Consider the following 13,707-nt stretch of genomic DNA (forward strand, 5'->3'; position numbering starts at 1 on the left):
CGCCACTTTTTTTGCCTGCAGGCATCTCCGGTTTCGCTTCCGCCCGCCCGCGGATTTTCTTCGTTCCGCATGCGGGTGAAAGTCTGTTTTTAGTGTAAAACTAAATAATCGTAATCTGCTTTCCGCTCCGGACTTTATCGTCCTTCTTTCTCCGAACTTTCCGTCTCCCTCTTTTGTTGTACGGGAATAAAAAAATAACCCTCGTATGATGAAGAATAAGAAAGTGGAGGCCAATCTGAGTATGGTGGTTTCCAAAACCTTTAGCGGATTGAACATGAATGCGTTGAAATATCTGCTTCCCGTATGGGTCAGTCCCCTTTCGGGAGTTACCCTCCGGTGCGTGTTTGCCGCCATTGCTTTCTGGATCATCGGGATGTTTGTCAAGCCCGAAATTTCCACCCGGAAAGAAAAAATATTCCTTTTTCTCCTGGGAGCCTTGGGCATCTATGGTTTCATGTTTCTTTATCTGATGGGGTTGAGTAAAACGACTCCGGTCTCGAGTTCCATTTTCACCAGTTTGCAGCCTATCTGGGTGTTTGTGATCGCCGTGGTCTTCTTCAAGGAGAAGATCAGTGCGATGAAGATAGCCGGTATCTCCCTCGGACTCGGCGGAGCCATTCTTTGCATTCTGGCTCAGAAGAGTGACGATCTGGCTTCGGACGCCCTGACAGGCAATATGCTCTGCCTGTTGAGTTCGATCGCCTATGCTGTCTATCTGGTGGCAAGTAACCGAATACTGAAGTCGGTCGGAATGTTTACAGTATTGAAGTATACCTTTGCCGGAGCGGCTTTTTCAAGCATCGTCGTTTCGGCTGTCACCGGTTTCCATGCTCCGGTATTTTCCGGGCCGTTACACTGGTTTCCGCTGTCGGTGCTCCTCTTTGTCCTGATATTCCCTACGGTTGTCAGCTACCTGTTGGTACCGATCGGACTGAAATATCTGAAGACTACCGTGGTGGCCATCTATGGGTATTTGATACTGATCGTGGCAACCATCGTCTCTCTACTCGTAGGACAGGACCGCTTCAGCTGGTCGCAGACCATTGCCATCGGCATGATCTGCGTCAGTGTCTATCTGGTCGAAGTGGCCGAGACGAAGGAGAAACCAGTCAGTAATTCAGATAAACCAAGTAGTCTCCCTCCGCATGGATCGTAAATTCGGTGCCTGTCGCTTCGTTCAGCGTACCCTGCCACCAGTTACTGAAGTCACTGAGCGGATATACCAGCCCATCGGCCCTCAGTCCGGTGGCGTTGAAGTTGAAGATGGAGATTTGCTGTCCGGGATATGACTTGAAACAGTTCCGCCCCGATGCCGGAATAAACATTCCGTGGTCCGTCAGCATCGTTACCTGCGCTCCTGCTTTCATATAGTCTATCAGCAGACTGATGTTTCCCAGGGTATGGTCTTCCCGTTTACCGGTTGCACCCACGAGGATGATTGTTTTTTTGCCTTGGTCGAGCAGGAAGTGTACCGCTTTGGTCTGATCGTTCGTCTCCTGGTCGTCTATCTGGTGGAAGATGGTCCTGAACCGTTCCTTGTTCTCCGGTGAGAGCGAGTCTCCGTCGCCGATGATGGCATCGGGTGTAAATCCCCTTCGGATGTGTTCGTCGGCGGACCCGTCGCAGCACACCACGTAAGGCGCCATAATCAGCATGGTTTCCGGCATTGAGTGGGTCGGATATTCGCCGTTGCCCAGTATGACGGCGTCCATATCGATATCATTTACTTTCATAATGCATCATTTGTTTCCATTTAAAGTAGCCAAAGATAGCGATTATTGAGTAAAGTCCGTAAAGAGCGGATGTGAAATAAAGCTCTTTATAGATGTAGAGTCCGCAACATACCACGTCGACCACGATCCATGCCCACCACTGTTCGACGTACTTGCGTGCCAGCATCCACATGCCGATGATGCTCAGCGCCGTGGTGAACGAGTCGAGCCAGGGGACGTTGCTGTCCGTAAACCAGATCAGTATCCAGGCGATGCCGAAGAAGGCTGCCAGGAATACCAGCAATAGGGGGAGGTATCTTTTCAAGGGTGTGTGCGTGATGGGCAGCTCGGCCCGGGTCTCTTTTTCGCTTCCCCGCATCCAGACCATCCAGCCGTAGGCGGCCGCGAGCAGATAGTAGATATTGATGCCGAAGTCGGCATACAATCCTGCTTGGTAGTATACAAATATATAGATGGCCGGCATGATGATGCCCGCTATCCAGAGATAAATGCTTGCCCGGTATTCCAGCCAAAGGTAAATCAGCCCGACAAGGGCACCTGTGATTTCGAGATAGTTCATGGCTTAGAAGCGGATCGAGATGTTACCCATTACATTTGTACCTGCCTGGGCGGCATAGCCGGCATAATTATAGCGTTCGGGCTTGCCGTCCTTCAGCGTATAGCCGCTTCCGGCATACCCGTTGTTTTCATACTTTTCGTTGAAGAGGTTGTAGATGGTGAATCCCACTGTAACCGACTTCACGTGTCGCAATTGGAATGTATATGCCAGATTGAGGTTGCTCACAAAATAAGCATCGAGTGTCTGCTCTGCTTGCTTGGCATTGCTCATATACTGCTTGCTGACGTACTGTGACTGGAGGGCGGCTTCGAATCCTTTGTGGCTGAACGAGAAACGATTATTCAGTATAAAGTCCGGAGAGAAAGCGATCGGGGTGTTACCATGTTCCACTTCGATCGGGTTCTTCCACTCGTCTTCGTACAGTTTTTCGGTGAAGTTTTTCACCCGGTTCTTGCTCAGCGTACCGTTGATGTCCCATTGGAACCATCGGCATGGCTTAACTCCTAGCATCAGTTCTACGCCCGTCCGGTAACTGTCCGGCACGTTGCGTGCCATGGCTTCGCCTATTTCGTTCAATTCTCCGGTCAGCACCAACTGGTCCTTGTAGTCCATATAGTAGAAGTTGACTCCGGCGCTCAACCATGTGTTTCGGTAGGTATACCCCAGTTCGTAGTCGTACAGTTTTTCCGCCTTCGGATATTCGTCTGCGTTACCATCGGTATAGTTGTTTCGTGTAGGTTCTTTCTGGGCAACGGAGAAAGAGGCATAAACCCGGTTGTTGGAGTCGATATCCCAGTTCAGTCCGGCTTTCGGGTTGAAAAAGTTGAAGTGATCGTTGACTGCGAGCTTTTGTAGTCCGTCAGTGTTGTAATCGTACTTGTCATTGTCACCGTGTATCTTATAGTTGATGTAGCGGTATTGCAGGTCGGCATACGCGTTGAGGCCTGCCACCAGATTGTAGTTGGCTTTCAGATAGAGGTTCCCGTCCGTCTTCTTGGCTTTGTTACGGTAATATTCGTGGTCGGGCAGCAACTCGCCGATATAGTTCTTCACCCAGATCACCCGTCCGAAGTGCCATCCGTCGTAGTAGTTCAGTGCGCCGCCCAGCGAAGCGTCCAGCTTCTCATTCCGGTAGTTCACCGAGAATACGCCGCCGCCAAAGTGATTGTCCATCTTCTTCTGCCGGATCAGGTCGCTTTTTTCCACTTCCTTTCCATCGTACATAAACGGATGCAGGCGATACTCTTTCAGGCTGCGATCCTCTTTATACTCCTGATAGTAGCCGTCCCCCTTTGTATAATGGAGTGCCGCATTCAGGTTCCATGCTGCCGAGAAAGTATGATTCAGCAAGAGCTGATAGTTCATTTGCAGGTAGTTGTCCGTCTGGTCTTTGTAAAAGCGGATGTGTCCGTCGTCATCTGTGTACATGCCGCATGAGTTGAAGCGTCGGCCATATTTCTTCATCTCTTCCTTAGTTGCATAATTCCAGGCATGATACGTCTTTTCTTTACCGCCGAAGGTGATGAACTTCACCGAAGTATTGTCGGCAAAATATCCACCCTGTGCGTAGAAAGAGTACAGGTCTACTGATGCCCGGTCTATGTATCCGTCCGTACCGATGTTGGACAGGCGGGCATCGAATGCCCAATGATCCTTCAGCAGTCCCGTCCCGAATTTTACTGTCTCTTTGTGAGCGTTGAAGCTACCGTACGAGGCGTTTATTTCGGCATAAGGTTGCATTGAAATACCTTCCGTCTGCATATTGACACTGGCTCCGAAAGCGCCTGCGCCGTTGGTCGATGTACCCGCACCGCGCTGCACCTGTATATCCTTTACGGACGAAGCAAAGTCGGGCATATTTACCCAGAAGAGTGTATGGCTTTCGGCATCATTCATCGGGATTCCGTTGGCTGTGATGTTGATGCGTGTCCCGTCTGTTCCCCGTACGCGCAGTGTGGTGTAACCGATACCTGCTCCGGCATCACTGGTGGTCAGTGCCGAAGGAGTCATACTGAGCAGAAAAGGGATGTCTTGCCCGAAGTTCTGCTTTTTGAGTTCTTCTTTCGAAACGTTGGTGAATGCCACCGGGGTTTTTGAAGTGGCACGTGTGGATACTATCTGCACCTCTTGCAGATTTACTACTTTCAAGCTGTCTGTCTCGCCCGCTTGCGCGAAGACACTTGCTCCGGCCATCAGACAGCCGGCAAAAATCATCTTTTTCATGTTGCTAATTTGTTTTTCTCTACGCCGGCATTACCCGGATCAGGTCAAAGGGTATGTTCTCAGCCCGTCATGTTAAGGCACCCCTACTAAGTGAATCGGCGGCAAATTTACGCTTTTTGCTTGTGTAAAGCAAGAAACACTTCGCTATTTGATAAAAACATTGTAGCTTTGTCCGCTGTTATTAAATGGACAAACTCTAAAATTGTATTATTATGCTACTATTCCAAACTACACAACAAGTCGCCGATTCCCTGCAAGTGGCGGCTGAGAAGCTGGACCAGGCTATAGCCCAGGCAGACGGGCTCGATAAGTTGGGACTGATCACCCAACAACTGATAGACTCGGGCATACAGGCCGGAGGACATATTCTGAAAGCGGTCATTGTATTTTTGGTCGGACGTTTTCTGATCCGGATGCTGAACCGTCTGGTCGGCCGGGTGATGGATAAGAGAAACGTGGATATCAGTATCAAGACTTTTGTAAAGAGTCTCGTTAATATCCTTCTTACCGTACTATTAATTGTTTCCGTGGTAGGCGCATTGGGCGTCGAGACGACTTCGTTTGCTGCTTTGCTGGCTTCTGCCGGTGTGGCTGTCGGTATGGCGCTTTCCGGTAATTTGCAAAATTTTGCCGGCGGACTGGTTATTTTACTGTTCAAACCCTATAAGGTAGGCGACTGGATCGAAGCACAAAGTGTTTCCGGTACGGTCAAGGAAATTCAGATATTCCATACAATCCTGACAACTGCCGACAACAAGCTCATCTATGTGCCCAACGGGGCTTTAAGCAGTGGAGTGGTGACTAACTATAGTAACCAGAAGACCCGCCGCGTTGAATGGATCTTTGGCGTCGATTATGGTGAAGACTATAATAAGGTGGAAAAAGTGGTACGTGAGGTGCTGACCGCCGATAAGCGTATTCTCAATGATCCTGCTCCGTTTATAGCTCTGCATGCGCTGGATGCCAGTAGTGTGAATGTTGTAGTCCGTGTTTGGGTGGAGAGTGGCGATTATTGGGGCGTTTATTTCGACATAAACAAGACGATTTATGCTATGTTCAATGAAAAAGGCATCAATTTTCCCTTCCCGCAACTTACGGTTCATCAGGCTCCGAATTGATGAATATTCAAAAAGGGTGGCTACTTCTGAAGAAGCAATCACCCTTTTTGCAAATTTATATTTAACCAATTAACACACTCCGAAATCTTCTGTAGGATCATACGTGTTGTCTGTGATGCCTAACAGATGGTTTATCTCTCTCCGTTTATCCAGATCCTTGAAATAGGTTTCCACCACTTTGTAAAGGTCAAAACTGAATGTAGATCCGGCGGCCATATCCAATGACTCTACCATCTGCTCTACTGCCTGGTGGATTCTTTCTTGATCGATCAGGTGCAGCTCATTACTGTGAATAAGATATTTCTCCATAACCGTTATTGTTTTAAGATTCTACAGTTAAAACATTCTCAAAGAGGATAAGGTTCAAACTGTTTTTTCTTATCTTTGCCATTTCTAAAAGCAGGACCTTAGATCACCAAGTGAGAAATATTCGATAATGAATCAATTTTTAGATTTTGACCAGAAACTGTATGCTGAACTCCGTAAAGGCAGCGAGCACGCTTTTGTTACTGTTTTCGAACGGTATAACCGCTTGTTGTATGCGCTGGCTTATCGGTATTTTAAATCAGGTGAAGAGGCTGAAGACGCAGTGCAATATACTTTTATGAAATTGTGGGAGCAACGTTCCAGTTTTGAATTTCAATCTGGCATCAGAAGCCTGTTGTTCACCATCCTGAAAAACTACATTATGAACGAGTTGAGACATCGGCAGATTGTCTTTGAAAAGCATTACGAGATGGCTCAACGGAACGAAGAAGCGGACGACAGTTTTCTGAAGAATTTTGAAGATAAAGATTTCAGGGAACATCTTCGGACTGCCATCGGTAAACTACCTCCTCAAAAACAGAAAATATGCCGCCTGAAAATAGAAAAAGGACTTTCTAACCAGGAAATAGCGGACGAGATGCATATCACGGTGCCTACCGTAAAGTCCCATTATACTCAGGCCATTAAGATACTCCGTGCGGAGATTGAATCGTTAATTGTATTACTTCATGTATTGTGGATTCATTTTTTAGAGTGAGCAGCAACTCATACTTTTAAGTTGATGAAGTGTTTTTATTATTAGATAAAGAAAAGTCGAAATGAAAATAGATGATGCGATTATAGATAAAGTGCTCAATAACGAAGCTTCTGTGGAAGAAGCGGGATTGGTTGCGGAATGGTTTGCTACAGAAGAGGGTAGCGAATATTTGTCGGGGCGTTTGGAGAGCGAGTCTGCACGGCTCACCGAAGAACGGGCCCGGGAATGGTTAGACCATCCGGTGCCGGAAGAACGGATGCGGGAACGCTTCATCGGGCAAATAAAACCTGAGAAAAAAATAGTTTCTTATCGTCGTGGACTGATAGCGGCAGCGGTATTGATTCCTTTTTTATTCCTTAGTATATCTCTTTGGTTTCTGGCTGACAGAACCGGAGTCTTTTCTGCCACAGAATATGCTGAATTAAAGGTTCCTTGCGGAGAGCAAATGCAGGTTGTTCTGCAAGATGGAACAGTTATACAGTTGAATTCGGATACCCGTTTGCGGTATCCCAAGAAGTTCGGTCTGTTCAGTCGGAGTGTGGAGTTATGGGGAGAAGGCTTTTTTGTGGTCGCTAAGGATAAGAAGCGTCCGTTTATCGTCGATTTGAAAGGTGTTGAAGTAAAGGTCACCGGAACTAAATTTAATGTAAAGGCATATCCGTCAGAACCCAATGTATGGGTCACCTTGGAAGAAGGAGGCGTGCTGTTGAAAGATACCAAGAACAAGGAATATCCTCTTGTACCGGGTGAAAGTGCCGAATACAACCGGACATCCGGAATTTGCCAGATAACCAAACCGGATGATATGAGCCAGATTTCATCCTGGCGTTCCAATAGCCTGAATTTTTATCTTACTCCGCTGAGAGATATTATAAAGGTCATGGAACGGCAGTATGATGTTCATTTTGTGGTGCGTGATTCCACCCTATTGAATAACAGGTTTACTCTATCTACCAGCAAAGTGAATGTGGACGATGTATTGCGTGATTTGGAAGCGGTTTCATGGATACGTTTCTTGCAAACGGAAGATGGGGTATTCGAAATTCAGAAGGAAAAATAGATTGATTGAATTATTATTCTATAGATAGATGCAGACCCTGTTCAGGAGCTGCATCTATTTTTTTAGATAAGCTCTTATATGGAAACTCATACTTTCTTTCGGATGGGGTGTTAGCTTATGTAGTAAAAGGGCCTTTAAGAATATTTAATTTCAAGTATGAACCGGATATCTATACACAAGAGATATCACAGCAAATATGTGTTTATATGAAATATCTGTTTACACTTTTGATGGCCTGTCTGTCATTGTCAACTACTTACGGTACGGTACATCATCCATCTTCTTCTGTTTCGTCCGGACGATGGGTGGTTTGGGCGGAGAAACCTGCCACATCATGGCAGGATGCATTTGTCACCGGCAATGGTCGCCACGGGACGATGGTGATGGGGCAACCGGGATCGGAACGAATAATCTGTGTCCACGAGGAATTGTTTATAAGAGGATGGGATCGTCATAAAGTAGCGGTTCCTTCAACAGCTTCGCTTCTTCCGGAAGTGCGCCGGTTGATAGAATCCGGGAGAAGCGATGCAGCAGATGAGTTGATGACCGGTGAAGCTGACCGGCAATTGGTTGCTATGGGAGCCGTACAGCGCTGGCCTCTTATACCCCATCCAGCTTTTGATCTGTGCATTCGGTATACCGATACCACTCTACAGGCAGGGAATGGCTATAGAAGACAACTTGATCTGGAAACGGGTGAGACTTCCGCCTTTTGGGGTGGAAGAGGAGGAGTGACGGAATCTGTATTCTCATCCAGAGAGCATAATGTCAATGTGCTCCGTCTGAAAGCAACCGGACAAAGAAAGATAAATTTAGTGTTGGGGCTTAAGGAGACTCCGGGACGTGAAGGAGTTCATTTTGAGCATAATCTGGATAGTGCTTTCTCATCGGTGAGTACAGAAGCATTTTCAGGATGGTTATCTTACCGTGCCGCTTACAAATATGATGCCGGTGGTTATGAGGGATTGGCCCGAGTGTCTCTTAAAGGGGGAAGTATGATTACCGAAGGTGATTCTTTGAGAATAGCAGACGCTGACGAGGTACTCGTTCTTGTGAGAATTACTCCGTTGGAGAATGCAAATTTGTCGGTACGCCCTTCCGTGCAAGGGGAATTGTCACGTTTACCGCTCGATTATAATACTCTGTTGTTACCTCACAGTCGGAAACATGCCGAAATGTTTCGCCGCATGCAATTGGATTTAGGCTGTTCTTCCGATTGGAAAACGACTTCGACAGAGAAAATGCTTTCCGATATTCATAAGCATGGGGTTACTCCTTTGTTTCTTGAGCAGATTCATGCTATGGGACGTTATTTGCTTATTTCTTCATCCGGCAAGTATCCTCCTCCTTTACAGGGAATCTGGGGAGGAGGATGGAAACCCGGATGGATCGGTGGCTTTGTATGGGATTCAAATATCAACTTGGCCGTCTCGGCAGCATCTATGGGCAATTTGCATGAATGTGCGGAATCTTATATTGGTTATGTGGAGAGTCTGCTTCCCGGATGGAGACTGAACGCGCGAAATTATCTGGGGTGCAGAGGCTTTATTGTTGCCCATTATAATGATCCGGAAAGTGGATATCTCACCCATTTCGGACGGTCTTTTCCCTGGATGTGCTGGCCCGGTGGTGCCGGCTGGAATATACGTCCTTTTTATGAGTATGCCATGCTGACCGGTAATGAGGCTTTTCTTAAGAAACATGTGTTCCCGCTATACAGGGAAATGGCCGACTTCTATGAAGACTACTTGACTATGGATGGTGATAGCTTATATCACATTTGCCCCAGTGTTTCTCCCGAGAATGCTCCTCCGGGGACTGACACCTGGTTGAGCAAAGATGCTACAATGGATGTTGCTATTGCTAAAGAAGTGTTCCGTTTGCTTCTTGAGATGGGGCGTACATTTCGTGCTGACAAAAAAGAATTGGCTAAATGGAATAATTACCTGCAACGGTTGCCTTCCTACCAGATTAATGACGAAGGGGCCTTGGCCGAATGGATTGATGAAGCTTATCAGGACGTATATAATCACAGACATCTTTCGCATCTCTATCCGGTTTTTCCCGGTTCGCAGTTGGGTAAGTCGGAGGGAGATCCTCGTCTTATACATGCAGCACGTATCGCATTAAACAAACGTTTTGCTTTCGATACCGGTTCTGCCCATGGATTAATTCATGTGGCTCTTCAGGCAGTGCGTCTGGGCGATATAGATAAGGTAAAAACAAATCTGGACCGTTTCAGTCGTCGTCATTATTTATATGACGGATTGGTCACTTCACATGATCCGGAACATCAAGTATACAATTTGGATGCAGTCTTGAGCATCCCACGCCTGCTAATGGAGATGCTGGTTTATACCGAGAAGGGAAAAATAGAACTTTTGCCGGCCTGGCCTTGTGATTATGCCGATGGTTCTATAAAAGGTATAAAAATCTATGGAGGACATACTTTGGACATTACCTGGAAAGCGGGAAAATTGATAGAAGCTGTTTTGTATGCACGGCAAAATGAACGGTACGAGGTGGTTTGTGGGGATGTTAGAAGGCATGTACAACTACATAAGGGCAAGACCTATCATTTCTCTGCATCTTTTTTTGCAGAAAAATAAAAATAGCACTCATACCTTCTTTTCGATGGTGTGTTAGCTTATATAGAAAGGCCTTTTTATAAACTATAAAAATAATTAATTTAATACTGTATGAAATGAAAACAAGAACCAGAACGAAAATGCTGTTGCTCTTAGGAGTTCTTTTATTTGGCTTCACTGTTTCGGCATGGTCACAAAAAGTTTCTTTGAATTTTAATAATGAGAAGGTAGAAAAAATACTGTCTTCTATAAAAGCACAAACAGGAATGGGGTTGGTATTCAGCGATCAGTTGATTGATGTGAATCGCAAAATTTCTATTCAAGTGAAAGATGCCAGTCTGGATGAAGCATTGTCTAAACTGTTGGCAGGAACGAAGGTAACTTTTGAAATAAAAAACAATAAGATTTATTTTATTGAAAAAAAAGCGGACCAACAGTCCGGTTCCCGAAAGAAAAAAGTATCCGGAGTGGTGAAGGATGCTACAGGCGAACCGATTATTGGTGCGAATGTCGTGGAAAAAGGAGTCGGTACCAATGGGGTGATAACAAATCTGGATGGGGAATTCACACTGGAAGTTCCGGAAAATGCTTCTTTGATTATCAGTTATATCGGTTATCTCCAACAAGATGTGTCGACAAAAGGAAAAGATGCGTTTAACATCATCATGAAGGAAGATACGAAGACCCTGGATGAGGTGGTTGTAGTAGGATATGGGGTTCAAAAGAAAGTAAACTTAACGGGAGCTGTCGCTGCTGTCGATTCCAAGTCGTTGCAGAATCGTCCGGTAACAAACGTTTCGAATGCGATTCAGGGACTTTTGCCCGGAGTAACGGTTATCTCCGGGACGGGGCAGCCGGGAAGTGATAATACAACCATACGGGTACGTGGTGTCGGGACTCTGAATAATTCTAATCCGATGTATGTGGTAGACGGTTTGCCGGTATCCAGCATAAATGAAGTGGATCCCAGCGATATCGAGAACATCTCGGTACTGAAAGATGCTTCTTCAGCTGCTATCTATGGTTCGCGTGCGGCAAATGGAGTAATCTTGATTACTACTAAAAAAGGAGGAGATAAAGTTCCCACGCTTCGTTATGATGGCTATGTGGGGTGGCAGAAACCTACGGCTCTTCCTGAATATCTGCACTCGTGGGAATATGCGAAGTTATATAACAAAGCTATGGTTAATGAAGGAAAGAATCCGATCTATACAGATGAAGAGATCGAAAAGTTCAGAAATGGTTCGGATCTTGACAATTATCCGGATACAGACTGGCAGGGATTATTTTATAAGACCGGTTTGCAGCATAGCCACCGCGCTGAAATTTCAGGTGGTACGGATAAAATGACCTATATGTTTTCTGCTGGTTACTTGGGACAGGACGGTATTATAGATATTGCTAAATATGACCGTTATTCGGTGCGAGGCAATATGAATGCCAAGATGGGCAAGTTCACGGCAGGTATGAATCTTTCTTTTACTTATGGGGAGGCACAAGAACCGGTGAGTGGTTTTACCGGTGAAATGTCTAACATCTTTTCGCAGATCAATCAGATAGCTCCTTTCATTCCTTATAAATATTCAAATGGATATTATGGATATGCCAATGATGGTAATCCACTTGCATTTATTGAAGAAGGTAATTTACGTACTACCAAACAGCATATTACCAGAGCCATCGGAAATGTAAGTTATGAACCGATTAAAGGGTTGAAAATTCAGGAAATCGTGGGTTACGAATATAAATCGATTTCTGATGAAAAATTCATTAAGGATATTCAATATTATAACTGGAAAACAGGTGAGCCTACAAAGTATCAGGGACCTAACAATCAAACTGATGAACGTAAAAATGGTCTGAAATTGAACTTACAGACTTTGGTCAGCTATAACAATACGTTTGGAAAACATACTGTAGGTGCATTGGCAGGATACGAACAGGAATATTATCGTGAAGACTGGACAAAAGGATATCGAAAAAACTTTCTGAACAATGATCTTTGGGAGTTGAATGCCGGTTCACCTGATGGTCAGACTGCAGATGGTTCGGCTAATGAATATGCTTTGCGTTCATTCTTCGGACGCTTGACTTACGACTATGATAATCGTTATTTGGTTGAGGCAAATATCCGTCGTGACGGAACTTCACGTATCTTTAAGGACTCACGTTGGGGAGTATTCCCATCTTTCTCTGGTGCATGGCGAATTATTAATGAGCCTTTCATGGAAGGAACCCGTAATGTGTTGTCAGATCTTAAGCTGAGAGGCGGCTGGGGAGTTTTGGGTAATCAGGCTATTTCTTACTATTCTTACCAATCTGTACTTGATCAGGCTAATTATTCGTTTGGCGGAACTGTTGTACAGGGGGTAGCACCGGTCGATGGAGCTAACCGCGATTTGATCTGGGAGACTACCGAGACTTTGAACTTTGGACTTGACATGGGGTTTCTGGGCAATCAATATACTTTATCTATCGAAGGATACCGCAAATTGACGTATGATATTCTGATGAAATTACCCGTAAGTACCTTATATGGTTTAAATGCACCTTATCAAAATGCAGGTAAAGTAAAGAATACCGGTTTGGAGATAACGGCAGGTTATAAATTGAATACTCATGGTTGGAATTTCCAGGTATCGGCAAATGCCGCATATAATAAGAATGAAGTGATGGACCTGAAGAATGGTGGTGCACGCATTTGGAGTGGTAAATATTTCAACCAGGAAGGATATGCCATCAACTCTATCGGAGGATACATTGCCGAAGGACTTTTTAAAACTGAAGAAGAGGTTGCTAATAGCGCAACGATTCCCGGCACTGATACAGCACCGGGCGACATCAAGTACCGTGATATTAATAACGATGGAAAAATCGATGGAGAAGACCGTGTCTACATTGGTAACACCATGCCTAAGTGGACATTTGGCTTGAATCTGTTTGCCGAATGGAAAGGACTCGATGCTACTTTTCTGTTCCAGGGAGCAGCTGATGTGCAAGGCTATCTTGCAGGTCCGGGTGTAGTAGGTGAAATGATTGGAGCTAAGGGAAAGCCTTCTTATATGTATCGTGATTGTTGGGATGCTGAAACCAATCCGAATGGTAAGTTTCCGAGAGCATTCTCTTCTTATCGCCAGAACAACAGTATTTATAATCCCTCTTCTTTCTGGATTGTCAACTCTTCATATTTACGTTTGAAGAACTTCCAGTTGGGATATACACTTCCAAAAGAGTGGTGTAATATGATGGGAATTTCACGAATCAGAGTTTATTATAGCGGGCAGAATCTGCTTACCTTTACCAAATTTGATAAAGGGTTCGATCCGGAATCACCCGAAGGAGGAAGCTCTTATCCTCAGGTCAAAACAAATACATTTGGTTTAAACATTACTTTCTGATAGA

General features: G+C 45.3%; 10 protein-coding genes and 1 riboswitch. Of the genes, 6 read left to right on the forward strand and 4 right to left on the reverse strand.

Annotated features, from left to right (window positions below; translation table 11 throughout):
* Positions 1-208: 208 nt before the first annotated feature.
* Positions 209-1,156, forward strand: coding sequence for a DMT family transporter (locus BSHG_RS14635; protein WP_032496653.1), 948 nt, complete (start codon positions 209-211; stop codon positions 1,154-1,156).
* On the opposite strand, the gene BSHG_RS14630 is transcribed toward BSHG_RS14635, so the two are convergent.
* The 3 genes from BSHG_RS14630 to BSHG_RS14620 all read right to left on the reverse strand — a co-directional run bounded on the left by BSHG_RS14630 (position 1,110) and on the right by BSHG_RS14620 (position 4,515).
* Positions 1,110-1,733, reverse strand: a complete 624-nt coding sequence (locus BSHG_RS14630; protein WP_005796404.1) for a thiamine diphosphokinase — start codon at positions 1,731-1,733, stop codon at positions 1,110-1,112. The genes BSHG_RS14635 and BSHG_RS14630 overlap by 47 nt on opposite strands.
* A complete protein-coding gene (pnuC, locus tag BSHG_RS14625) occupies positions 1,720-2,292 on the reverse strand; it encodes a nicotinamide riboside transporter PnuC (protein WP_008658392.1) in 573 nt (190 codons plus the stop codon). The genes BSHG_RS14630 and pnuC overlap by 14 nt, the downstream gene beginning before the upstream one ends.
* Before the next feature lie 3 nt (positions 2,293-2,295).
* Positions 2,296-4,515 carry a TonB-dependent receptor gene (locus BSHG_RS14620; RefSeq protein ID WP_005801528.1) on the reverse strand — a complete coding sequence of 740 codons (2,220 nt, stop codon included), beginning with the start codon at positions 4,513-4,515 and terminating at the stop codon, positions 2,296-2,298.
* Positions 4,515-4,610: riboswitch (TPP riboswitch) on the reverse strand. Its footprint overlaps the gene before it by 1 nt.
* Before the next feature lie 117 nt (positions 4,611-4,727).
* Here BSHG_RS14620 and BSHG_RS14615 point away from each other — a divergent pair.
* A complete protein-coding gene (locus BSHG_RS14615) occupies positions 4,728-5,633 on the forward strand; it encodes a mechanosensitive ion channel family protein (RefSeq protein WP_008658395.1) in 906 nt (301 codons plus the stop codon).
* Positions 5,634-5,702: 69 nt separating this feature from the next.
* Here the strand turns inward: BSHG_RS14615 and BSHG_RS14610 are convergent, their stop codons facing one another.
* The gene (locus BSHG_RS14610; RefSeq protein WP_005778611.1) at positions 5,703-5,942 is read right to left on the reverse strand and encodes a hypothetical protein; all 240 of its coding nucleotides are present in this window, start codon (positions 5,940-5,942) and stop codon (positions 5,703-5,705) included.
* Positions 5,943-6,069: 127 nt separating this feature from the next.
* On the opposite strand from BSHG_RS14610, the gene BSHG_RS14605 reads away from it, so the two are divergent.
* The 4 genes from BSHG_RS14605 (at position 6,070) to BSHG_RS14590 (ending at position 13,703) form a co-directional block, all read left to right on the forward strand.
* Complete coding sequence (locus tag BSHG_RS14605) at positions 6,070-6,657, forward strand: RNA polymerase sigma-70 factor (RefSeq protein WP_005801526.1); 588 nt, start codon at positions 6,070-6,072, stop codon at positions 6,655-6,657.
* Between the two features lie 61 nt (positions 6,658-6,718).
* The gene (locus BSHG_RS14600) at positions 6,719-7,717 is read left to right on the forward strand and encodes a FecR family protein (protein WP_005813444.1); all 999 of its coding nucleotides are present in this window, start codon (positions 6,719-6,721) and stop codon (positions 7,715-7,717) included.
* A gap of 5 nt (positions 7,718-7,722) precedes the next feature.
* Positions 7,723-10,326 (forward strand): glycosyl hydrolase family 95 catalytic domain-containing protein, encoded by a 2,604-nt coding sequence (locus tag BSHG_RS14595; protein ID WP_008658405.1) that lies wholly within the window; start codon positions 7,723-7,725, stop codon positions 10,324-10,326.
* Positions 10,327-10,421: 95 nt separating this feature from the next.
* Positions 10,422-13,703, forward strand: a complete 3,282-nt coding sequence (locus tag BSHG_RS14590; protein WP_008658407.1) for a TonB-dependent receptor — start codon at positions 10,422-10,424, stop codon at positions 13,701-13,703.
* Positions 13,704-13,707: the final 4 nt, after the last annotated feature.

The sequence above is a fragment of the Bacteroides sp. 3_2_5 genome, from assembly GCF_000159855.2.
GTDB classification, from domain to species: Bacteria; Bacteroidota; Bacteroidia; order Bacteroidales; family Bacteroidaceae; genus Bacteroides; species Bacteroides fragilis.

Coding starts and splice junctions, on each gene's coding strand:
- BSHG_RS14635 (WP_032496653.1), top strand. CDS start 209: ATGAAGAATAAGAAAGTGGAGGCCAATCTGAGTATGGTGGTTTCCAAA.
- BSHG_RS14630 (WP_005796404.1), bottom strand. CDS start 1,733: ATGAAAGTAAATGATATCGATATGGACGCCGTCATACTGGGCAACGGC.
- pnuC (WP_008658392.1), bottom strand. CDS start 2,292: ATGAACTATCTCGAAATCACAGGTGCCCTTGTCGGGCTGATTTACCTT.
- BSHG_RS14620 (WP_005801528.1), bottom strand. CDS start 4,515: ATGAAAAAGATGATTTTTGCCGGCTGTCTGATGGCCGGAGCAAGTGTC.
- BSHG_RS14615 (WP_008658395.1), top strand. CDS start 4,728: ATGCTACTATTCCAAACTACACAACAAGTCGCCGATTCCCTGCAAGTG.
- BSHG_RS14610 (WP_005778611.1), bottom strand. CDS start 5,942: ATGGAGAAATATCTTATTCACAGTAATGAGCTGCACCTGATCGATCAA.
- BSHG_RS14605 (WP_005801526.1), top strand. CDS start 6,070: ATGAATCAATTTTTAGATTTTGACCAGAAACTGTATGCTGAACTCCGT.
- BSHG_RS14600 (WP_005813444.1), top strand. CDS start 6,719: ATGAAAATAGATGATGCGATTATAGATAAAGTGCTCAATAACGAAGCT.
- BSHG_RS14590 (WP_008658407.1), top strand. CDS start 10,422: ATGAAAACAAGAACCAGAACGAAAATGCTGTTGCTCTTAGGAGTTCTT.